The organism is Streptomyces sp. NPDC001678 (assembly GCF_042892945.1).
GTDB lineage: Bacteria > Actinomycetota > Actinomycetes > Streptomycetales > Streptomycetaceae > Streptomyces.
The window spans coordinates 335,386-355,842 of sequence record NZ_JBIAUP010000001.1 but is presented as its reverse complement, the minus strand read 5'-3'; the positions used below and the strand labels follow the sequence as shown (position 1 = coordinate 355,842).

Sequence of the window (20,457 nt, the reverse complement as noted above, 5' to 3'; positions counted from 1 at the left end):
CGACCGGTGTGCGAGCATGAAAGGCGGACATCACAGTCCACGCCCGGAATGAATCCGGGATCTCGGCGGTTGCTGGCGAGAGCAAGCAGTCCGCACCCGTACCGAACGACCCGGGAGTGAAGCAGATGTCCGTTCAGGACGAGAAGACCACGGTGAGCGACGGCATTCTCCTGTCCGACGCCGCTGCCGCGAAGGTCAAGACCCTGCTGGAGCAGGAGGGCCGCGACGACCTCGCCCTGCGCGTCGCCGTTCAGCCGGGCGGCTGCTCCGGTCTGCGCTACCAGCTCTTCTTCGACGAGCGCTCGCTCGACGGCGACGTCGTCAAGGACTTCGACGGTGTGAAGGTCGTCACCGACCGCATGAGCGCCCCGTACCTGGGCGGCGCCTCCATCGACTTCGTCGACACCATCGAGAAGCAGGGCTTCACGATCGACAACCCCAACGCCACCGGCTCCTGCGCCTGCGGCGACTCCTTCAGCTAAGCACCGCAGCGAAGGGCGGCACCCCCCGGTGGGGGTGCCGCCCTTCGCCGTTCCCGCGCTACGTCACTTCTGCTGCTGCTCGCGCACGGTCCCGCCCGTCCCCAGGTCAACGACCTTGCGGTCGTCCAGCGGCCGGTCCAGGGACACCGTCGTGTCGAAGCGCTTGAGCATCATCACGCAGTACCGGCCCGGCTCCTTCTCCGTGCCCGTGACCTTCACCGTCACCGCCGCCCCGGACTCCTCCTTCGCCGCCGTGTAGTCGCTGCACACCCCGCCCCAGAAGTGCAGGGTCAGCTTCCTGCCGCCGTCGGTCGCGGTGTACGACTCCACGCGCATCACCCCGGACTTCGCCGGGCCGGACCCCGGCGTCCCGGCCGGGCTACCCGGCGGGGGAGCGCTCTGCCGGGCGATGAACCTCGGGTCCACGGACGGCTGGGCGATCGTGATGGTGTCCCCCTTGCCGCCGCCCGGCAGATCGGCCGTGAACAGCCACGAGGGCACCAGCGCCGGGCGCCCGCCGACGTACTGCGCGGACAGCCCCGCCACCGCGCCGCGCACGGCGACCGTCGCGGGACCGGCCGGCTTCCCCTCGCAGGGCGCCGGGGCGTCGTCCTTGTACGGCACCGGCGTCGCACAGCCGCCGATGGCCGGAGTGCCCGGCGCCCGGCCCTTGTTGAGCTCGTCCAGCGCCTGGGCGGCGGTCACCAGCGGATAGCTCGTGCCCTTCGCGGGGATCAGCAACCGTCCGCTGCCGCCGACCAGTTGCGCGTCGGCCCCGACCCGCAGGCTGGTCGGCCAGCCGTAGGTGGGCAGGGAGTCCACCACCGGGTCGGCGGTGACGACCCGTACGGCCCCGTACGTCTTGCGGGCGTCCGTCCTCGCGCCGTCCAGGCCCAGGGCCTTGAGCACGGGCGCGGCCACGCTCCTCGCCCTGTCCTCCGGCACCGGCTGTGAGGCCGCCGGGTCCGGGGGGAGGGACGGGGCGCCGTCCCGGAAGGACGGGCAGGCCGGGGAGTCCGTGGCCTTCTTCGGGCCCGCGCCCGGCGGGTGCTCGCAGTGCGTCCCGCCCGGCACGCCGTAGCGCGAGTACGCCCAGTCGCCCGGCCCCTTCCGGCCCACCTGGAGCGTTGGGCCCGCCGCGTCGGGGGAGCCGCCGACCGTCCAGGTGTCCTGGACCAGCCGGGGCGTGCCCGTGACCCCGAGGGCCTTGGCGAGCTCCGCCACCTGCTCCGCGGTCACCTCGTGATCGGCGACGCGCACGGCGCCGGTCCGCGGCCCGTCGGGCAGCTTCCCCTCCGCCCGGTAGCGCGCCCCATGGGGGTCCGGCTCGCCGACCGCGATGCCCTGGGACGGGCCGCCGGAACCGCTCGTACGGCCGTAGCCGTCCAGCGCGAGCGGCGGGGGAGTGCCTCCGGCGTCGGTCGCCCGGGGCGGGGCGCCACCGCCACCGCCCGACGCCGTCGTCGCCCAGTACGCGCCTCCTCCGCCCGCCAGCAGCACCGCCGCCGCCACCGACGCCACCGCCAGCGGCGAGTGCCTGCGCCGCCGATTCCCGGGGCTGCCGCCCGGACCGCCGCCCTCGGTGCTCACCGCATCGCTCCTTCGCTCCGCTCAAAGTGATGTACAGCCGCATCCCCCTGGAGGGGGACGCCGCTTGGACGGAGCGCAGGAGCGAGCGGTTCCACCGGGAGTGGCCCCGGCGGGTGGTTCAGTCGCCGTACTCGGACATTCCGTCCAGCAGCCGGGCCGACTTGGCGGGTACGGAGACCCCGTGGATGAGCGAGATCGGTGTCCTCCCCACCCGCCGGGTCTCCCGGGAGGCGGGGGGAACGGTCCAGTCGCGTGCCATCCGGGCGCAGTCCTCGCGCAGCTCGGCCAGTGACTCCGGGTCGGGTGCGGAGACGTGCGGAGTGACGTCCTTCACAGTCTTCGGCATATCCGCACCGTACGCACGGGAGAGCCCGAGATGAAAGACCTACTATTAGGTAGATTTACGTCTTGAGTGGCGGGAAGCGGACCTGGTCATCCGCCCGGGACCCGGTAGCGTGGTGTGGCTCTGCGGCTGTGCCGGAGAGCCGTCGTTCTTTGTCACCCGCCGTTACCGCCCCCAGGGAGCAGACCCGTCGTGCGTATCGCTGTCACCGGCTCCATCGCCACCGACCACCTGATGACCTTCCCCGGCCGTTTCGCCGATCAGCTCGTGGCGGACCAGCTGCACACGGTCTCCCTCTCCTTCCTCGTCGACGAGCTCGACGTCCGGCGCGGCGGCGTGGGCCCGAACATCTGCTTCGGCATGGGTCTGCTCGGTCTGAAGCCGGTCCTGGTGGGTGCCGCCGGAGCGGACTTCGCGGACTACCGCGCCTGGCTCGACCGCCACGGCGTCGACACCTCCTCCGTGCACATCTCCGAGGTCCTCCACACCGCCCGTTTCGTGTGCACCACGGACACCGACCACAACCAGATCGCGTCCTTCTACACCGGTGCGATGAGCGAGGCCCGCCAGATCGAGCTCCAGCCCGTCGCCGACCGCGTCGGCGGCCTGGACCTGGTCCTGATCGGCGCGGACGACCCCGAGGCGATGCTGCGCCACACCGAGGAGTGCCGCGCCCGCGCCATCCCCTTCGCGGCCGACCCCTCCCAGCAGCTCGCCCGCCTCGACGGCGACGACATCCGGGTGCTGATCGACGGCGCGGCCTACCTCTTCACCAACGAGTACGAGAAGGCGCTCATCGAGTCCAAGACGGGCTGGACGGGCGAGGAGATCCTGGCCAAGGTCGGCACCCGCGTCACCACGCTGGGCGCCCAGGGCGTGCGCATCGAGCGCCTCGGCGAGCCGGCCATCGAGGTCGGCCCCGCCCAGGAGGAGGCCAAGGTCGACCCGACCGGCGTGGGCGACGCCTTCCGCGCGGGCTTCCTCGCGGGCGTCACCTGGGAGCTGTCGCTGGAGCGCGCGGCCCAGCTGGGCTGCATGCTCGCGACGCTCGTCATCGAGACGCTGGGCACGCAGGAGTACGAGCTGCGGCGCGGGCACTTCATGGAGCGGTTCGCGAAGGCGTACGGGCACGAGGCGGCCGCCGAAGTCCAGTCCCACCTGGCCTGACCCTCCCCTGTGGGGGCTCCGCCCCCACACCCCCGTTTCGCCCACCCACCCGCCCGTTCACCCCGAAACGTCATGACGTGGGTGGGCAATCGGGCGGGCGGGTGGGCGAAAACCGCCGCGGTAGCGGCGGCTACGAGCGGCGCCGCACGCGATAGGCGACCCCGCGCTCCGCCGGGCTTTCGCCCACGTACTCGTGCCCCCGCATCCCGCACCACGCGGGAATGTCGAGCCGCGCCGCCTCGTCATCGGACAGCACGGTCACGAGCCCGCCCACGGGCACATCCCCGATGACCTTCGCCAGCTCGATGACGGGAATCGGACACCGCTTCCCGAGCGAGTCGACGACGAGGTCCTCCTCCGCTCCCACGGGAGCGGGCGCCGCCCCCGTGGGGGCACCCAAGTGCTCCCGTACCTCCCGGACGACCCCGGGCAGGACCCGGAGGAACTCCTCCACGTCCTCCGAGGAAACCCCCCGCGGCAGCGAAACCCGCACATTCCCCTCCGACAGCACCCCCATCGCCCGCAGCACATGGCTTGGCTCCAGCGTGCTGGACGTGCAGGACGAGCCGGACGAGACCGAGAAGCCCTCGCGGTCCAGCGCGTGCAGCAGCGCCTCCCCGTCGACGTAGAGGCAGGAGAACGTCACCAGGTGCGGCAGCCGTCGTACCGGGTCGCCGACGACCTCCACGTCGGGTACGAGCTCGGGCACCCGGGCGCGCACCCGGTCCACCAGGGCCCGCAGCCGCGCGGCCTCCTCCGCCGCCTCCGCCCGCACGGCCCGCAGCGAGGCCGCCGCGGCGACGATCGCCGGGAGGTCGGGGAAGCCCGGGGCGCGGCCGGACTCCCGCTCGTCCACCGGTCCGCGCGCCGCGAACCGCACCCCCTTGCGCACGGCCAGCAGGCCCACCCCCGCCGGGCCGCCCCACTTGTGCGCGCTCGCGGCCAGCAGCGACCAGCCCGGGTCCACCGGGCCCCAGCCGAGCGACTGCGCCGCGTCCACCAGCAGCGGCACCCCCGCCGCCCGGCACACCTCGGCGACCTCGGCGACCGGCTGCTCGGTGCCCACCTCGTGGTTGGCGGACTGGAGGGCCGCGAGCGCGGTGTCCGGGCGCAGGGCCGCCGCGTAGCCGGCGGGGTCCACGCGGCCGGCCCGGTCCACGGGGACCCGGGTGAGGTCGCCGCCGTCCGCCTCCAGTGCCTCGCCCGAGTGGAGGACGGCGGAGTGCTCCACGGCCGACACCACCAGATGGCGGCCGGTCCGGCGGCGTCCGGCGAGGGCGCCGGCAATGCCGTCGTGCAGGGCGCGGGTACCCGAAGGAGTGAATGCGAGCTCGTCGGGCCGGCAGCCGACGGCCTCGGCCGTGGCCTCGCGCGCGGCGTCCAGCAGCAGCCGGGCGCGGCGGCCCTCGCGGTAGAGGCGGGCGGGGTCGGCCCAGCCCTCGTCGAGGGCGGCGAGCAGCGCCTGGCGGGCGACCGGGTGGAGGGGGGCTGCGGAAGCGGCGTCGAAGTAGGGCACATATGAACGCTAACCCCGGGTGGGGGCCGGCCGCGGGGGTGCTCCCGCCCGCCCGTCGCCGGGGTCGTCGCCGAAGCCGCCCGCAGGGCTCTGGGCTGCGCGGACGCCCCTTCCTGACGGTCCTCCAGATGGCCTCCGGAGCCCTGGATTCCACCCCTTCGGGGACCGGATCGGCGCGTTGGCCACCCTCCCCGCGCGACCCCAAATAGCGTCCAGTAGGGTTTGGTCCGCATAAACATCCAAACCCCTGCCCGCAGCGGGCCGGCGACCGACCAGCGAGACGGCCGCAGCCGGCCGCACGGGCGAGACTCTCGGGAAGGCGCTACGTGAGTCCCAACGGCTCCGACCGCTCGTCGCGGCGCCCGGTGCGGCGGAAGCTGCTGCAGGCGCTGGCCGCGGGCGCTGTCCTGGCGACCGCCACCGGTTGCACATCGAAGGACTTCCCCCGCCTGGGCATGCCAACGCCCGTCACGGAAGAGGCGCCGCGGATCCTCTCCCTCTGGCAGGGCTCCTGGGCCGCCGCTCTCGCGGTCGGTGTCCTGGTGTGGGGCCTGATCATCTGGAGCGTCATCTTCCACCGGCGCAGCAAGTCGAAGGTGGAGATCCCCACGCAGACCCGGTACAACATGCCCATCGAGGCGCTGTACACCGTGGTCCCGATCATCATCGTGTCGGTGCTCTTCTACTTCACCGCGCGTGACGAGAACAAGCTGCTGACCAACCCTGACAAGCCGCAGCACGTGGTCAACGTGGTCGGCTTCCAGTGGAGCTGGGCGTTCAACTACATCGAGAACGTCGACGGCAACACGGCCACCCCGGCGCAGCCGCTCCGTGAGAACAAGGAGCTCAACGCCATTCCCGACCGGTTCCTGAAGAAGGCGCCGCAGGGAGCGGAGGGTGTCTACGAGGTCGGCGTCCCCGGTGACCGCAACCCGCAGACCGGCAACCCGGGTCCGACCCTGTGGCTGCCGAAGGGCGAGACGGTCGAGTTCGTCCTCACCTCGCGGGACGTCATCCACTCCTTCTGGGTGGTGCCGTTCCTGATGAAGCAGGACGTCATCCCCGGCCACACCAACAGCTTCACGGTGACCCCCAACAAGGAGGGCACCTTCCTGGGCAAGTGTGCCGAGCTCTGCGGTCAGGACCACTCCCGGATGCTCTTCAACGTCAAGGTCGTCTCTCCTGAGCGATACAAGGCGCACCTGAAGGAGCTTGCGGCGAAGGGCCAGACCGGTTACCAGCCGGCGGGCATCGCGCAGACGGATCACGCGAAGAACGCGGAGACCAAGAACAAGTGAGCATCCTCAACGAACCCCAGGGTGCCGCCGCCGCAACAGCCACGGCAGCACCGCCCGTACGCCAGAAGCAGCCCGGCAGTCAGGTGATCAAGTGGCTCACCACCACTGACCACAAGACCATCGGCACGATGTACCTGGTCACGTCGTTCGCGTTCTTCTGCATCGGCGGCCTGATGGCGCTCCTCATGCGCGCCGAGCTGGCCCGTCCCGGCACGCAGATCATGTCGAACGAGCAGTTCAACCAGGCGTTCACGATGCACGGCACGATCATGCTGCTGATGTTCGCGACGCCGCTGTTCGCCGGATTCGCGAACTGGATCATGCCGCTGCAGATCGGCGCGCCCGACGTGGCGTTCCCGCGGCTGAACATGTTCGCCTACTGGCTCTACCTGTTCGGCTCGCTGATCGCGGTGGGTGGCTTCCTCACCCCGCAGGGCGCCGCCGACTTCGGCTGGTTCGCCTACTCCCCGCTGTCGGACGCGGTCCGTTCGCCGGGTGTCGGCGCCGACATGTGGATCATGGGTCTGGCCTTCTCCGGCTTCGGCACGATCCTCGGTTCGGTCAACTTCATCACCACGATCATCTGCATGCGCGCGCCCGGCATGACGATGTTCCGCATGCCGATCTTCACCTGGAACGTCCTGCTGACCGGTGTGCTGGTCCTGCTGGCCTTCCCGGTGCTGGCCGCCGCGCTGTTCGCCCTGGAGGCGGACCGTAAATTCGGGGCGCAAGTATTCAGTGCGGAAAACGGTGGAGCACTGCTCTGGCAGCACCTCTTCTGGTTCTTCGGCCACCCCGAGGTGTACATCATCGCGCTGCCGTTCTTCGGCATCATTTCCGAGGTCATTCCGGTGTTCTCCCGGAAGCCGATGTTCGGTTACTGGGGCCTGATCGCGGCGACGATTTCCATCGCCGGTCTTTCGGTCACCGTGTGGGCGCACCACATGTATGTCACCGGTGGCGTGCTCCTGCCGTTCTTCTCCTTCATGACCTTCCTGATCGCGGTCCCGACCGGTGTGAAGTTCTTCAACTGGATCGGCACCATGTGGAAGGGCTCGCTGTCCTTCGAGACCCCGATGCTGTGGGCCGTCGGCTTCCTGATCACCTTCACCTTCGGTGGTCTGACCGGCGTCATCCTGGCCTCGCCGCCGATGGACTTCCACGTCTCGGACTCGTACTTCGTCGTCGCGCACTTCCACTACGTCATCTTCGGCACCGTGGTCTTCGCGATGTTCTCCGGCTTCCACTTCTGGTGGCCGAAGTTCACCGGCAAGATGCTGGACGAGCGCCTGGGCAAGATCACCTTCTGGACGCTGTTCGTGGGCTTCCACGGCACGTTCCTGGTGCAGCACTGGCTGGGTGCCGAGGGCATGCCGCGTCGTTACGCGGACTACCTCGCCTCCGACGGCTTCACCACGCTGAACACCATCTCGACCATCAGCTCCTTCCTGCTGGGCCTGTCGATCCTGCCGTTCTTCTACAACGTCTGGAAGACCGCCAAGTACGGCAAGAAGGTCGAGGTCGACGACCCGTGGGGCTACGGCCGCTCGCTGGAGTGGGCGACCTCCTGCCCGCCGCCGCGGCACAACTTCCTCACGCTGCCGCGGATCCGCTCCGAATCCCCGGCGTTCGACCTCCACCACCCGGAGATCGCGGCCCTGGAGCTCGAAGAGAACCTCGCGGCCGAGAAGGCCCTCGCGGGTGGCAAGGAGGCCGGCAAGTGAAGATCCAGGGCAAGATGTTCATCTGGCTCTCCGTCTTCATCCTCGCCATGGCGATCGTCTATGGCGTGTGGTCGAAGGAGACGGTCGGCACGACCGCGCTCTTCATGTCCTTCGGCCTGTGCATCATGGTCGGCTACTACCTGGCGTTCACCGCGCGCCGGGTGGACGCGGGTGCCCAGGACAACAAGGAGGCGGACGTCGCCGACGACGCCGGCGAGCTGGGCTTCTTCGCCCCGCACAGCTGGCAGCCGCTCTCCCTGGCGGTCGGTGGCGCCCTCGCCTTCATGAGCATCTGCTTCGGCTGGTGGCTCATGTACTTCTCGGCCCCGATCATCCTGATCGGCCTCTTCGGCTGGGTGTTCGAGTTCTACCGCGGCGAGAACCAGAACCAGTAGGTTCCGCGCAGCACACGACGGGCCCCGCACACCTCATGGTGTGCGGGGCCCGTCGCGTTGTTCACCCGTGTGCAGTCGCACCGGAAGCCGCGCGCGTCGATCCTTCCTACGGTGTGACCATGAGTCAGTCACCCCGACACGGCACGGTGCCCTTCTGGACCCTGCTGCTGTCCTCCGTGGCCCTGGTGGTGGTCACCGCGTGCGGCGGCTCGTCGAACCCGCTGGCCGACGAGCCCTACGACGCCACGGACGTCGGCCTGGCCGGCGGCGCCGGGGACGGCCAGAAGGCGGATCCCGGCAAACCCATCGAGGTGAGCACCGACGGCGGCGACCGGATCACGGACGTGACGGTCACGGACGCCTCGGGACGGCGCGTCAAGGGCGATCTGGACCCCGACGGCTCCCGCTGGCACAGCACCGGCGCCCTGTCCGCCGGGGTGCGCTACACCGTGCGCGTCAGCACGGAGGACGAGGACGGCGCCCAGGGCCGCCGGACGATGGATTTCGAGACCAGCCGGGCCAACCGGGTCCTGCGGGTCGCGTTCGGCCCGCAGAGCGGCACCTACGGCGTCGGGCAGCCCATCACGGCCGAGCTCAGCGAGCCCGTCCAGGACCCGGCCGCGCGCGCCGTCGTCGAACGCACCCTCAAAGTGGAGTCCGAACCCGCCGTCCAGGGCTCCTGGTACTGGGTGGACAACAAGACCCTCCACTACCGCCCGCAGGAGTACTGGCCCGCCCACGCCACCATCGACGTGCGCGCCACCCTGGAGGGCATCAAGGTCGGCAGCGGCCTCTACGGCGGCCCCGTCAAGGGCGTACGGCTCACCACCGGCGACCGGGTGGAGGCCGTCACCGACGCCAGCGCCCACTACATGTCCGTCCTCAAGAACGGCCAGGAGGTCCGCTCCATCCCCGTGACCACCGGCAAGCCCGGCTACGCCACCCGCAACGGGGTCAAGGTCATCCTGGGGCAGGAAGCCTTCGTACGGATGCGCGGCACCAGCATCGGCATCTCCGAGGGCAGTTCGGACGCCTACGACCTGCCCGTCTACTGGGCCACCCGGGTCACCTGGAGCGGCGAGTACGTCCACGCCGCCCCCTGGTCCGAGGGATCGCAGGGGGCGGACAACGTCAGCCACGGCTGCACGGGCATGAGCACCGCCAACGCCAAGTGGTTCTTCGACAACGTGCGCGTCGGCGACATCGTCAAGGTCGTGGGCAGCGCCGGGGCGACCATGACGCCCTTCGACAACGGCTTCGGCGACTGGAACATGCCCTGGAAGCAGTGGCGCGAGGGCAGCGCCCTGACCGCCGGGAAACGGGAGGGCACGAGCCCGGCCGACACGGCCCGGCTGCGCCCCCGGCTCTAACCCCGCCGCCCCCGCCGCCCCCGCCGCGCCGGCCCGCGGCCGTCAGGCGTCCACCGACTGCCGCTGCCTCAGCAGCCCGGCCAGCGCGTCCGCGAGGGCCACCGGGTCCACCGGATGGGTGATGGCCGCGTCGGCCCGGCTCCAGGTGGCCAGCCAGGCGTCCTGCGGACGGCCGATGAGCAGCAGCACCGGCGGGCAGCGGAACACCTCGTCCTTCAGCTGCCGGCACACCCCCATGCCGCCCGCGGGGGCCGTCTCGCCGTCCAGGACGCACACGTCCACCCGGTGCTCCTTCAGGGCCCGCAGCACCGCGGGCAGGGTCGCGCACTCCAGGTACCGCACCTCGGGCACGTCGGCGGCCGGCCGCCGCCCCGCGGCCAGCCGCACCTGCTCCCGCTTGCTCGCGTCGTCGCTGTAGACCAGCACCGTGGCGGTCGTCCGCATCGTTCCTCCATGCTCGTGGGCAGGCAGGGCTGTTGTGCGCGGATGCTACTCCGCGAACACCGCCCGGGAGGAGGGGCCGGCGGCCCCCGCCAGGCGCCCGAAGTGCCGCTTCCTCCCTTTGGGGGACCGTCCCAATGGGCCATACGAGCTGGGCATACGGTCTTGACACACCGAACGGCACCCCCCGGGGTGAGCGCGAGATAAGCGACCGACATAATGTCGGTCGTGGCGACAGCAACAGCAACAGATACCGGGCACGCGCACCCGTCGGTCAATCGACCGAACCTCACCAGCGTCGGAACCATCATCTGGCTGAGTTCCGAGCTGATGTTCTTCGCGGCCCTCTTCGCGATGTACTTCACCCTGCGATCGGTGACCGGCCCCGACCACTGGAAGGAAATGGCGTCCGCGCTGAACCTTCCGTTCTCGGCCACCAACACCACGATCCTGGTGCTCTCCTCGCTCACCTGTCAGCTCGGCGTCTTCGCCGCCGAGCGCGGTGACGTGAAGAAGCTGCGCCTGTGGTTCATGATCACCTTCGTGATGGGTGCCATCTTCATCGGCGGCCAGGTGTTCGAGTACACCGAACTGGTCAAGGAGAAGGGCCTCTCCCTCTCCTCCGACCCGTACGGCTCGGTGTTCTACCTGACGACCGGCTTCCACGGCCTGCACGTGACGGGCGGTCTCATCGCCTTCCTGCTGGTCCTGGGCAGGACGTACGCGGCCAAGAGGTTCACCCACCACCAGGCGACGGCGGCCATCGTCGTGTCCTACTACTGGCACTTCGTCGACGTGGTGTGGATCGGCCTCTTCGCCACGATCTACTTGATCAAGTAATCGGTCCTGTCCCGCACCGGACCAACAGTCCAGATCGACGCAGAAGATCCTGACACCGGGGTAATCCGTGAAAAAGCTCTCCGCACGACGACGCCATCCGCTGGCGGCGGTCGTCGTCCTACTCTTCGCGCTGGCGGTAACTGGGGGGCTGTACGCCGCGTTCGCGCCGGCCGACACGGCCAAGGCCGATGACAGCGCCCAGTCCCTCGCCATCGAGGAGGGCAAGAAGCTCTACTCCGTGGGCTGCGCAAGCTGCCACGGCACCGGCGGTCAGGGCACCACCGACGGGCCGAGCCTGGTCGGCGTGGGCGCCGCCGCCGTCGACTTCCAGGTCGCCACCGGCCGTATGCCGCTCCAGCAGCAGGGCGCCCAGGCGCCCCGCAAGAAGGCGATCTACTCCCAGGCGGAGATCGACCAGCTGGCCGCGTACATCGCCTCCCTCGGCGCGGGCCCGGCCCAGCCGACGAAGAGCCAGTACAGCCCGGAGGGCGCCGACATCGCGAAGGGCGGCGAGCTCTTCCGCACGAACTGCGCCCAGTGCCACAACTTCACCGGCAAGGGCGGCGCGCTCTCGAACGGCAAGTACGCCCCCTCGCTCGAGGGCGTCAACCCGAAGCACATCTACGAGGCCATGCAGACGGGCCCGCAGAACATGCCTTCCTTCCCCGACACCACGATGTCGGAGAAGAACAAGAAGGACATCATCGCGTACCTCGACACGGTCAACAGCGACAAGACCAAGAGCCCGGGCGGCCTTGAGCTGGGCGGGCTCGGCCCGGTCAGCGAGGGTCTGTTCGCGTGGATCTTCGGTCTCGGCGCCATGATCGCCGTCGCCATCTGGGTCGCGGCCCACACCGCTAAGGCCAAGAAGTCATGAGTAGCCAAGACATTCCTGAAGAGACCCTGCCCGCCGCGCAGGGCGCCGCGCACGGTGCCGTAGCCACCGCCGACGACCCGTTCGCCGACCCGGGGCTGCCGCCGCACGAGCACCGCAAGCAGGACATCGACGAGCGGGCCGCCCAGCGCTCCGAGCGCGTGGTCGCGTTCCTGTTCACCCTGTCCATGCTGGCCACGGTCGGCTTCATCGCCGCCTATGTGTCCCTCCCGGTCGACAAGAGCATCTACGTCTTCCCGATCGGTCACATCAGCGCCCTGAACTTCTCGCTGGGCCTGACCCTCGGCGTGGCGCTGTTCTGCATCGGCGCGGGCGCGGTCCACTGGGCCCGCACCCTGATGTCCGACGTGGAGACCGCGGACGACCGGCACCCGATCGAGGCCTCCCCGGAGGTCAAGGCCAAGGTGCTGGCCGACTTCAAGCAGGGCGCGGAGGAGTCGACCTTCGGCCGCCGCAAGCTGCTGCGCAACACCATGTTCGGCGCGCTGGCCCTGGTGCCGCTCTCCGGTGTGATGCTGCTCCGCGACCTCGGTCCGCTGCCCGGCACCAAGCTGCGCAAGACCGCCTGGTCCGAGGGCAAGATGCTCATCAACCAGAACACGCTGCAGCCGCTGCGCCCGGAGGACGTCCAGGTCGGCTCCCTCACCTTCGCCATGCCCGAGGGCATGTCCGAGGAGGACCACGACTTCCAGAAGGAGATCGCCAAGGCCGCCCTGATGATCGTCCGGCTCCGCCCGGAGAACATCAAGGACAAGAAGTCCCTGGACTGGTCCGCCGACGGCATCGTCGCGTACTCCAAGATCTGCACCCACGTCGGCTGCCCGATCAGCCTCTACGAGCAGCAGACGCACCACGTGCTGTGCCCGTGCCACCAGTCGACCTTCGACCTCGCCGACGGCGGTCGAGTGATCTTCGGCCCGGCCGGCCACGCCCTTCCGCAGCTGCGGATCAAGGTCAATGACAAGGGCTACCTTGAGGCCATGGGCGACTTCTCCGAGCCCGTCGGTCCTGCGTACTGGGAGCGCGGATGAGTACTGCCACCACTGACAACCGCCGCAAGGCACCCGCGGGCGAGCGGGTCGCCGACTGGGCCGACGGCCGACTGGGCATCTACAGCCTGGCCAAGGTCAACATGCGGAAGATCTTCCCGGACCACTGGTCCTTCATGCTGGGCGAGGTCTGCCTCTACAGCTTCATCATCATCATCCTCACGGGTGTGTATCTGACGCTGTTCTTCCACCCGAGCATGAACGAGGTCGTCTACCACGGCTCGTACGTCCCCATGCAGGGCATGCGGATGTCCGAGGCGTTCAAGTCGACCATGGACATCAGCTTCGACGTCCGCGGTGGTCTGCTCATCCGGCAGATCCACCACTGGGCGGCGCTCATCTTCGTCGCGGCCATGCTCGTGCACATGATGCGCGTCTTCTTCACCGGCGCGTTCCGCAAGCCGCGTGAGGTCAACTGGGTCTTCGGCTTCCTGCTGCTGGTCCTCGGCATGTTCACCGGTTTCACCGGTTACTCCCTGCCGGACGACCTGCTCTCGGGTACCGGTGTCCGGTTCATGGAGGGCGCGATCCTCTCCATCCCGATCGTGGGCACCTACGTCTCGATGTTCCTGTTCGGGGGCGAGTTCCCCGGCTCGGACTTCGTGCCGCGGTTCTTCTCGATCCACGTGCTGCTGCTGCCGGGCATCATGCTCGGCCTGCTGGTGGCGCACCTGATCCTGGTCTTCTACCACAAGCACACGCAGTTCCCCGGCCCCGGCCGGACGAACAACAACGTGGTCGGCATGCCGCTGCTGCCGGTCTACATGGCCAAGGCCGGAGGCTTCTTCTTCCTGGTCTTCGGTGTGATCGCGGCCGTCGCCGGCCTCGCGTCGATCAACCCGATCTGGGCCATGGGCCCGTACCGCCCGGACCAGGTGTCCACCGGCGCCCAGCCCGACTGGTACATGGGCTTCTCCGAGGGCCTCATCCGTGTGATGCCGGGCTGGGAGATCAACCTGTGGGGCCACACGCTCGTCCTGGGCGTGTTCATCCCGCTGATGATCTTCCCGCTGGTGCTGGCCGCCATCGCCGTCTACCCGTTCATCGAGTCCTGGGTCACCGGCGACAAGCGTGAGCACCACCTGCTGGACCGCCCGCGCAACGCCCCGACGCGCACCGCGTTCGGTGTCGCCTGGCTGACCTGGTACCTGGTGCTGCTCGTCGGTGGTGGAAACGACCTGTGGGCCACCCACTTCCACCTGTCGATCAACGCCATCACCTGGTTCGTCCGGATCGCGTTCTTCGTCGGCCCGGTCGTCGCCTTCATCGCCACGCGCCGGATCTGCATGGGTCTCCAGCGCCGCGACAAGGAGAAGGTGCTGCACGGCCGCGAGTCGGGCATCATCAAGCGCCTGCCGCACGGTGAGTTCGTCGAGGTCCACGAGCCGCTCTCGCAGGAGCAGATGCACACCCTCACGGCCCACGAGCAGCCCAAGCCGCTCGAGCTGGAGCCCGAGGTCGACGAGAACGGCGTGGCCCGCAAGCTCGGGGCCGGCCAGAAGCTCCGCGTGAAGCTCTCGAAGGGCTTCTACGGCGAGGGGACCCACATCCCCAAGGCCACCGCGGAGGAGTACCGGGAGATCACGAGCGGCCACGGCCACCACTGATCCCCCCCCCAGCTGATCACTGATCGCCACGGCAAGAGCCCCGTCCAGTACTGGACGGGGCTCTTCGCCGTTCCCGGACGTGGATAGGCTGGACCGCGTAACGGGCCCCCGACGGCCCCACCAGGGACCGACCACCAGGAGTGTGGACCATGAACGTGACCCCCGCAGGCGGCGAGCGCTCGGTGGCACACACCTGGCCGGGCCTCCTGGACGCCCTGCTGAGCGGAGTGGACCTCGGCGCCGACGACACGGCCTGGGCCATGGACCGGATCATGCGCGGGGAGGCCACCGACGCCCAGATCGCGGGCTTCGCGGTCGCCCTGCGCGCCAAGGGCGAGACGGTCGCCGAGATCTCCGGCCTGGTCCGGGCGATGTACCGGCACGCCAATCTCATCGAGGTGCCCGGCCCCAGCGTCGACATCGTGGGCACCGGTGGCGACGGCGCCAAGACCGTCAACATCTCCACCATGTCCTCGATCGTCGTCGCGGGCGCCGGGGCGAAGGTCGTCAAGCACGGCAACCGCGCCGCGTCCTCCGCGAGCGGCGCCTCGGACGTCCTGGAGAAGCTCGGGGTCAATCTGGAGCTGACCCCGCGCCGGGTGGTGGAGGTGGCCGAGGAGGCCGGCATCACCTTCTGCTTCGCCGTGAAGTTCCACCCCGCCCTGCGCTACGTGGCCCCCGCCCGCCGGGAGCTGGGCATCCGCACCACGTTCAACGTGCTGGGCCCGCTGACCAACCCCGCGCGGGTGAAGGCCCAGGCGACCGGGGTCGCGGACGCCCGGATGGCGCCGATCCTGGCCGGGGTGCTGGCCGAGCGCGGCTCCTCGGCGCTGGTCTTCCGCGGTGACGACGGGCTCGACGAGCTCACCACGACGGCCACCTCGCGGGTGTGGATCGTGGGGGACGGCCGGGTGCGGGAGGAGTCCTTCGACCCCCGGGACGTCGGCGTCGACCTGGTGCCCATCGAGGCGCTGCGGGGCGCCGATGCCTCGTACAACGCGGACGTGGCCCGCCGGCTGCTCGCCGGCGAGACCGGCCCCGTCCGGGACGCGGTGCTGCTCAACTCCGCCGCCGCGCTGGCCGCCCTGACGCCGACGGACGCGCCGCTCACGGAGCGGATCCGGGCCGGGATGGGGCGGGCCGCCGAGTCCATCGACTCGGGCGCGGCCCGGCGGGTGCTGGAGAAGTGGGTGACGGCCAGCAACGCGTAGGCCTTCCGGCAAGGGCGCGGTCCGCGATGCGGACCGCGCCCTTGCGCATTCAAGATCCTGTGGCATGATGCTGCGCAGGTCACGAGTGACAGCGTTTCGGCCCCGGCTTGCTGTCCGGCAACCCTCCTTCCGTGGCGGGGTGCCCCGGGTGATGACCAGGCCGCGGGCAGCGACGTCTGCGGCAAGCGCGGATCCCTCGCCAGGGATCCTGGTTGTCGAGGGAGACCCTTCCGTGTTGCAGCGAATGCTCTAGGGCCGTTCCGGCCCCTTCTCCGGTACGCCTCCATCCATCACCCCTGCCGGGAGAATTCGCCATGTCCGTATGCCCTGTTGCCCCTGTTTCCACCATCGCCGAGCCGCTGCCCGTCCTCGGTCGTGACGTCCGTGTCCCGCTCGCCACCGGGGGCGAGGTGACCTACGCGGCGCTCGACTACGCCGCCAGCGCACCGGCGTTGCAGCGCGTGTGGGACGACGTCGCCGCCTACGCGCCGTACTACGGCAGCGTGCACCGGGGCGCCGGGTACCTCTCGCAGCTGTCGACCGATCTGTTCGAGGGCTGCCGGGCCACCGTCGCCTCCTTCCTCGGCTGCCGCGAGGGCGACCAGGTGGTCTTCACCCGCTCCACCACGGACTCGCTGAACCTCCTGGCGTCCGTACTGCCCGCCGGCTGCCGGGTGTTCGTCTTCGAGACCGAGCACCACGCCGCCCTGCTGCCCTGGCGCGGTGCCGAGGTCACCTATCTCGACGCCCCCCGTTCGCCGGGGGAGGCCGTCGAGACGCTGGAGCGGGCGCTGGCCGACCGGGAGCCTTACGGCCCGGCGCTGGTGTGCGTGACCGGCGCGTCGAACGTGACCGGTGAGCTGTGGCCCGTGAAGGAGCTGGCGGCGGCCGCGCACGCGCACGGCGCGCGCATCGTGCTGGACGCCGCCCAGTTGGCGCCGCACCACCCCGTGGACGTCGCCGGGTGGGACGTCGACTGGGTCGCCTTCTCCGGGCACAAGCTGTACGCGCCGTTCGGCGCGGGCGTACTCGCGGGGCGCGCGGACTGGCTGCGGGAGGCCGAGCCGTATCTGGCGGGCGGCGGCGCCAGCCGCAGCGTGGCCCGCAACGCCGAGGGCGGGGTCGACGTCGAGTGGCACGACACCGTGGCCCGGCACGAGGCGGGCTCGCCCAACGTCATCGGCGCCTACGCCATCGCCGCCGCCTGCAAGGCGCTCCAGGAAGCGGGCTTCGACCGGCTGGTGGAGCGGGAGCGGGAGCTGATCGCGCGGGTGCGGGCCGGGCTGGCGGACGTCCCGGGGGTCCGGGTGCTGTCGCTGTTCGGCCCGGACGCGCCGCGGGTGGGCGTCCTCTCCTTCGTCGTGGACGGCTGGAACAGCTCCCGCTTCGCGGCGGCGCTCTCCGCCGAGTACGGCATCGGGGTCCGCGACGGGCTGTTCTGCGCGCATCCGCTGGTGCGGACGCTTTTGGGTGGCGACCGGGACGCGCCCGGCGACTGCGGGGCGGCCGACGAGGGACAGTCCCTCAATGCCGTTCGGGTGAGCTTCGGGGCGGGGACGCCCGACGAGCATGTGGAGCGGTTCGTGGGGGCTGTGCGGGAGCTTGTCGGCGACGGTGCCGCGTAGATTTTCGGCTGCGGGCCGGTTTGGGCTGGTCGCGCAGTTCCCCGCGCCCCTTCGGGGCCTGTTAGTTGTCGAGACCGATCGCGAAGGCCGCTTCCAGGTCGTGCTGGGAGTAGGTGCGGAAGGCGATGTGGGTCTCCGTCGAGGCCACGCCCGGCACCTTGCTGATCCGGCCCGGGATGAGGTCCGCGAGGTCGTCGTGCCGGGCCACTCGCACCATCGCGATCAGATCGGCGCCACCGGTGACCGAGTAGACCTCGCTCACGCCCTCGATGGCGGCGATGCTCTCGGCGATCTCGGGGATCCGGTCCACGTCGGTCTTGATGAGCACGATCGAAGTGATCACGTCGGTTTGTCTCCTTCGGTGGACCTGGCTGCGTCCTTCACTCTAGCCGCAGGTGTGCGAAGGCCCCAGGCGTAGCCGAATCCGAGTGCGAACCCCACGACGTGGGCCAGATAGGCGACCCCGGGGCGCCCGGCGTCCGTCCCCGTCGCCAGCCACTGGAGCGCGAACCAGAACAGCAGTACGGCCCAGGCGGGAAAGCGCAGCGGCAGGAAGAACAGGAAAGGGAAGAGGCTGGTGACCCGCGCCCTGGGGAAGAGATAGAGGAACGCGCCGAGCACCCCGGAGATGGCTCCCGACGCCCCCACGAGCGTGCGTTCGGAGTGGGCGTGCACGGCCGCGTAGCCGAACAGGGCGAGATAGCCGGTGAGGAGGTAGCAGCAGAGGAACGCGGCACGGCCCAGATGGGCCTCGGTCATGGCGCCGAAGACGTAGAGGAAGAGCATGTTGCCCAGCAGATGCAGCCAGTTCCCATGGACGAAGAGCGCGGTGAGCGGGGTGCACAGAGCCCAGGGGGAGCCGTGCAGGAGCTCCTGGGGCACGACCCCCCAGCGTGCGAAGTAGTCGGTCTGGGCGGACAGCAGTCCGGGTCCGGTGCCGTAGGCCGGATTCAGGCCGGAGACGGGGCCGATCAGGAAGACCGCGCCGCAGACGGCCAGGACCGTCCAGGTCACCCAGGGGGTGCCGGCGTGGCCCCGGCGCCCTGCCGTTTCGATCATGGCCAGATCATGGCGTACCGGGCGCAACCCGTGCAGAGCGCCTCGCCGGGTCGTCCGCGCGGGCCGCACGCCCCGCGCCCGGCGACCGGCAGGCCGTAGGGTTACGGGGAGCACCCCGCGGACCACAGACGAGGACGGACGACACGATGGGCGTTGTTCCCCAGCCGGCAGCCGGGACCCGGTGGCGCTGCACCCTGTGCGGCAACCTCACGCGTTTCGACGTCACGCGGACGACCAAGGCCGTGGAGTTCGTGCACCTCGACCTGGCGGGGGAGCCCGCGGTGGAGGAGCGCGAGATCGTCAGTGAGACGATCGAGTCCGTGCGTTGCCGCTGGTGCAACGCCGTCGACCAGATCGAGCTGGTGGCCCGGCCGGGCGCCGATGCCTGACGAACGGGAGCGATAAGCGGTGGTGGAGCACACGGACGGCGTGGAGGCGGCCGGTGACGCCGGCGGGGCCGACGACGGCGTCAGCGAGGTGCTCGACCGCCCGTTGCCCGAAGGCATCAGGCGGCGGGTCATCGGGCTTGTCGCGGAGGCGTTCGGCGGGCTGACGGTCACGGAACTGCCGCCCCAGTTGCGGCAGTACGCCCGGTTCACCCCGTCCCGTCGGGCCAAGTTCGCGGGGAACGCCATGGCCGCCGCCGTGGAGAGCGACACGGCCTTCCGGCAGCGGATCTCCGCACGGCTGCGGGAGAGCGGCTCGGAGCTGGCGGAGGCCCTGGAGGCCGGGTCGCCGCCGGCGGCCGCCGATCCGGAGGACGTGGCCGCCATGGCGTTCGTGCTGCGGCCGGCCGGCTGGGTCAAGCTGGTCACGGCGGCGGGCGAGGAGGCGGCCCGGGCGAGCGCCGAGCGGGCCGACGAGGAGGCCCGGCACGAGCTGACGCGGCTGCGCGAGGAGCTGGCCGCGGCGCGGGCGGAGGCGAAGGCCGAGACCGACCGGGTCCGGGCCGAGCTGGAGGCCGTCAGACGGGACACCGAATCGTTGCAGCGCAAGCTGCGCAGCGCGCAGAGCGATGTGCGGCGCGGCGAGGCGGCGTTGCGCAAGGCCCAGGGCGAGCTGGAGGCGCTGCGCGCCGAGGCCGCCGCCGAGAAGGCGGCGGCGCAGGGCGAGGCGCGGCGGGCCAAGGCCCGGCTCTCGGAGGCCGAGGCGGCCCTGGAGGCGAGCCGCCGGGCGACGCGCGAGGGCCGCAGCGTCGAGGACGTCCGGCTGCGGCTGCTGCTGGACACCGTGCTGGACGCGGCGCAGGGGCTGCGCCGCGAGCTGGCGCTGCCGCCGGTCTCGGTGCCCCCGGCGGACACGGTGGACGCGGTGCGGCCGGGCACGATGACGCCCCGGGACATCGCGACGCGGGCGCTGTCGGAGACCGATCCGGCGCTGCTGGACCAGTTGCTGGCGCTGCCTCAGACGCATCTGCTCGTCGACGGCTACAACGTCACCAAGACCGGCTATCCGACGATGCCGCTGGACAAGCAGCGGCTGCGGCTGCTGGGCGGGCTGGCGATGCTGGCCGCGCAGTCCGGCGCCGAGGTCACCTGCGTCTTCGACGGCGCGGAGCTGGCCGCGCCGGTGCTGCTGGCGCCGCCGCGCGGGGTGCGGGTGCTGTTCAGCAAGCCGGGTGTGACGGCGGACGAGCTGATCCGTCAGCTGGTGCGGGCCGAGCCGCCGGGCCGGCCGGTCGTGGTGGTCTCCACTGACCGCGAGGTGGCGGACGGGGTGGCCAAGGCCGGGGCGCGGCCCGTGGCATCGGCCCTGCTGCTCAAGCGACTTGCACGCACCTGACCGTCAAGTGGTCATTACCGACTGTGTCAGGTTGGTAAAGGATGCGGCGCTGACCAAGATTTT

The 20,457-nt window shown here is 70.6% G+C and carries 20 protein-coding genes and 1 riboswitch; of the genes, 14 read left to right on the top strand and 6 right to left on the bottom strand.

What is annotated here, in order from left to right; genetic code table 11:
* Nucleotides 1-125 precede the first annotated feature (125 nt).
* Entirely contained in the window at nt 126-482 is a 357-nt protein-coding gene (gene erpA / locus ACFYZR_RS01595) for an iron-sulfur cluster insertion protein ErpA (protein ID WP_121798529.1), read from the top strand.
* Between the two features lie 63 nt (nt 483-545).
* On the opposite strand, the gene ACFYZR_RS01590 is transcribed toward erpA, so the two are convergent.
* Together ACFYZR_RS01590 and ACFYZR_RS01585 are read right to left on the bottom strand one after the other, a co-directional pair.
* The gene (locus ACFYZR_RS01590; RefSeq protein ID WP_391903351.1) at nt 546-2,072 is read right to left on the bottom strand and encodes a hypothetical protein; all 1,527 of its coding nucleotides are present in this window, start codon (nt 2,070-2,072) and stop codon (nt 546-548) included.
* Between the two features lie 118 nt (nt 2,073-2,190).
* The gene (locus ACFYZR_RS01585; protein ID WP_391903348.1) at nt 2,191-2,418 is read right to left on the bottom strand and encodes a hypothetical protein; all 228 of its coding nucleotides are present in this window, start codon (nt 2,416-2,418) and stop codon (nt 2,191-2,193) included.
* A 189-nt stretch (nt 2,419-2,607) separates the two neighbouring features.
* Between ACFYZR_RS01585 and ACFYZR_RS01580 the strand changes: the two genes are divergently transcribed.
* Nucleotides 2,608-3,582, top strand: coding sequence for a carbohydrate kinase family protein (locus ACFYZR_RS01580; protein ID WP_391903345.1), 975 nt, complete (start codon nt 2,608-2,610; stop codon nt 3,580-3,582).
* A 130-nt stretch (nt 3,583-3,712) separates the two neighbouring features.
* On the opposite strand, the gene ACFYZR_RS01575 is transcribed toward ACFYZR_RS01580, so the two are convergent.
* Nucleotides 3,713-5,098, bottom strand: coding sequence for a cysteine desulfurase/sulfurtransferase TusA family protein (locus ACFYZR_RS01575; protein ID WP_391903341.1), 1,386 nt, complete (start codon nt 5,096-5,098; stop codon nt 3,713-3,715).
* Between the two features lie 326 nt (nt 5,099-5,424).
* On the opposite strand from ACFYZR_RS01575, the gene coxB reads away from it, so the two are divergent.
* The 4 genes from coxB (at nt 5,425) to ACFYZR_RS01555 (ending at nt 9,885) form a co-directional block, all read left to right on the top strand.
* Nucleotides 5,425-6,396, top strand: coding sequence for a cytochrome c oxidase subunit II (coxB, locus tag ACFYZR_RS01570; protein ID WP_126913792.1), 972 nt, complete (start codon nt 5,425-5,427; stop codon nt 6,394-6,396).
* Nucleotides 6,393-8,120 carry a cytochrome c oxidase subunit I gene (gene ctaD / locus ACFYZR_RS01565; protein ID WP_229351302.1) on the top strand — a complete coding sequence of 576 codons (1,728 nt, stop codon included), beginning with the start codon at nt 6,393-6,395 and terminating at the stop codon, nt 8,118-8,120. The genes coxB and ctaD overlap by 4 nt, the downstream gene beginning before the upstream one ends.
* On the top strand, nt 8,117-8,515 hold the full coding sequence (locus ACFYZR_RS01560; protein WP_126913790.1) for a cytochrome c oxidase subunit 4: 399 nt from the start codon (nt 8,117-8,119) through the stop codon (nt 8,513-8,515). Before ctaD ends, ACFYZR_RS01560 begins: the two co-directional genes overlap by 4 nt.
* A gap of 119 nt (nt 8,516-8,634) precedes the next feature.
* Nucleotides 8,635-9,885, top strand: a complete 1,251-nt coding sequence (locus tag ACFYZR_RS01555) for an Ig-like domain-containing protein (RefSeq protein WP_391903336.1) — start codon at nt 8,635-8,637, stop codon at nt 9,883-9,885.
* Nucleotides 9,886-9,927: 42 nt separating this feature from the next.
* On the opposite strand, the gene ACFYZR_RS01550 is transcribed toward ACFYZR_RS01555, so the two are convergent.
* Entirely contained in the window at nt 9,928-10,329 is a 402-nt protein-coding gene (locus ACFYZR_RS01550; protein ID WP_391903333.1) for a hypothetical protein, read from the bottom strand.
* A gap of 216 nt (nt 10,330-10,545) precedes the next feature.
* Between ACFYZR_RS01550 and ACFYZR_RS01545 the strand changes: the two genes are divergently transcribed.
* The 6 genes from ACFYZR_RS01545 (at nt 10,546) to ACFYZR_RS01520 (ending at nt 17,553) form a co-directional block, all read left to right on the top strand.
* Nucleotides 10,546-11,166: a heme-copper oxidase subunit III gene (locus ACFYZR_RS01545; protein WP_391903330.1), complete on the top strand. Its 621-nt coding sequence runs from the start codon at nt 10,546-10,548 to the stop codon at nt 11,164-11,166.
* 67 nt (nt 11,167-11,233) lie between these two features.
* Nucleotides 11,234-12,043: a c-type cytochrome gene (locus ACFYZR_RS01540; RefSeq protein ID WP_391903327.1), complete on the top strand. Its 810-nt coding sequence runs from the start codon at nt 11,234-11,236 to the stop codon at nt 12,041-12,043.
* A complete protein-coding gene (locus ACFYZR_RS01535) occupies nt 12,040-13,092 on the top strand; it encodes a Rieske 2Fe-2S domain-containing protein (RefSeq protein ID WP_391903324.1) in 1,053 nt (350 codons plus the stop codon). Before ACFYZR_RS01540 ends, ACFYZR_RS01535 begins: the two co-directional genes overlap by 4 nt.
* Nucleotides 13,089-14,717 carry a cytochrome bc complex cytochrome b subunit gene (locus tag ACFYZR_RS01530; protein ID WP_391903321.1) on the top strand — a complete coding sequence of 543 codons (1,629 nt, stop codon included), beginning with the start codon at nt 13,089-13,091 and terminating at the stop codon, nt 14,715-14,717. The genes ACFYZR_RS01535 and ACFYZR_RS01530 overlap by 4 nt, the downstream gene beginning before the upstream one ends.
* A 149-nt stretch (nt 14,718-14,866) precedes the next feature.
* Nucleotides 14,867-15,928: an anthranilate phosphoribosyltransferase gene (gene trpD, locus ACFYZR_RS01525; RefSeq protein WP_391903318.1), complete on the top strand. Its 1,062-nt coding sequence runs from the start codon at nt 14,867-14,869 to the stop codon at nt 15,926-15,928.
* Nucleotides 15,929-16,005: 77 nt separating this feature from the next.
* Nucleotides 16,006-16,122, top strand: a riboswitch (SAM riboswitch).
* A gap of 120 nt (nt 16,123-16,242) precedes the next feature.
* Nucleotides 16,243-17,553 (top strand): aminotransferase class V-fold PLP-dependent enzyme, encoded by a 1,311-nt coding sequence (locus tag ACFYZR_RS01520; protein WP_391903315.1) that lies wholly within the window; start codon nt 16,243-16,245, stop codon nt 17,551-17,553.
* A 61-nt stretch (nt 17,554-17,614) separates the two neighbouring features.
* Here the strand turns inward: ACFYZR_RS01520 and ACFYZR_RS01515 are convergent, their stop codons facing one another.
* A complete protein-coding gene (locus ACFYZR_RS01515; RefSeq protein WP_311614355.1) occupies nt 17,615-17,896 on the bottom strand; it encodes an Lrp/AsnC ligand binding domain-containing protein in 282 nt (93 codons plus the stop codon).
* Nucleotides 17,893-18,612 (bottom strand): rhomboid family intramembrane serine protease, encoded by a 720-nt coding sequence (locus tag ACFYZR_RS01510; RefSeq protein WP_391903311.1) that lies wholly within the window; start codon nt 18,610-18,612, stop codon nt 17,893-17,895. Before ACFYZR_RS01510 ends, ACFYZR_RS01515 begins: the two co-directional genes overlap by 4 nt.
* Nucleotides 18,613-18,758: 146 nt before the next feature.
* Here ACFYZR_RS01510 and ACFYZR_RS01505 point away from each other — a divergent pair, with 146 nt between their 5' ends.
* Both ACFYZR_RS01505 and ACFYZR_RS01500 read left to right on the top strand, forming a co-directional pair.
* The gene (locus ACFYZR_RS01505) at nt 18,759-19,001 is read left to right on the top strand and encodes a hypothetical protein (RefSeq protein WP_391903308.1); all 243 of its coding nucleotides are present in this window, start codon (nt 18,759-18,761) and stop codon (nt 18,999-19,001) included.
* A 19-nt stretch (nt 19,002-19,020) separates the two neighbouring features.
* Nucleotides 19,021-20,394: an NYN domain-containing protein gene (locus ACFYZR_RS01500; RefSeq protein ID WP_391903305.1), complete on the top strand. Its 1,374-nt coding sequence runs from the start codon at nt 19,021-19,023 to the stop codon at nt 20,392-20,394.
* Nucleotides 20,395-20,457: the final 63 nt, after the last annotated feature.

Bases quoted from the DNA above. Each gene is read 5' to 3' on its own strand.
- ACFYZR_RS01585 (WP_391903348.1), bottom strand. From the start codon at position 2,418: ATGCCGAAGACTGTGAAGGACGTCACTCCGCACGTCTCCGCACCCGAC.
- ACFYZR_RS01505 (WP_391903308.1), top strand. From the start codon at position 18,759: ATGGGCGTTGTTCCCCAGCCGGCAGCCGGGACCCGGTGGCGCTGCACC.
- ACFYZR_RS01535 (WP_391903324.1), top strand. From the start codon at position 12,040: ATGAGTAGCCAAGACATTCCTGAAGAGACCCTGCCCGCCGCGCAGGGC.
- ACFYZR_RS01530 (WP_391903321.1), top strand. From the start codon at position 13,089: ATGAGTACTGCCACCACTGACAACCGCCGCAAGGCACCCGCGGGCGAG.
- ACFYZR_RS01545 (WP_391903330.1), top strand. From the start codon at position 10,546: ATGTCGGTCGTGGCGACAGCAACAGCAACAGATACCGGGCACGCGCAC.
- erpA (WP_121798529.1), top strand. From the start codon at position 126: ATGTCCGTTCAGGACGAGAAGACCACGGTGAGCGACGGCATTCTCCTG.
- ACFYZR_RS01550 (WP_391903333.1), bottom strand. From the start codon at position 10,329: ATGCGGACGACCGCCACGGTGCTGGTCTACAGCGACGACGCGAGCAAG.
- ACFYZR_RS01555 (WP_391903336.1), top strand. From the start codon at position 8,635: ATGAGTCAGTCACCCCGACACGGCACGGTGCCCTTCTGGACCCTGCTG.
- trpD (WP_391903318.1), top strand. From the start codon at position 14,867: ATGAACGTGACCCCCGCAGGCGGCGAGCGCTCGGTGGCACACACCTGG.
- ACFYZR_RS01510 (WP_391903311.1), bottom strand. From the start codon at position 18,612: ATGATCGAAACGGCAGGGCGCCGGGGCCACGCCGGCACCCCCTGGGTG.
- ACFYZR_RS01520 (WP_391903315.1), top strand. From the start codon at position 16,243: ATGTCCGTATGCCCTGTTGCCCCTGTTTCCACCATCGCCGAGCCGCTG.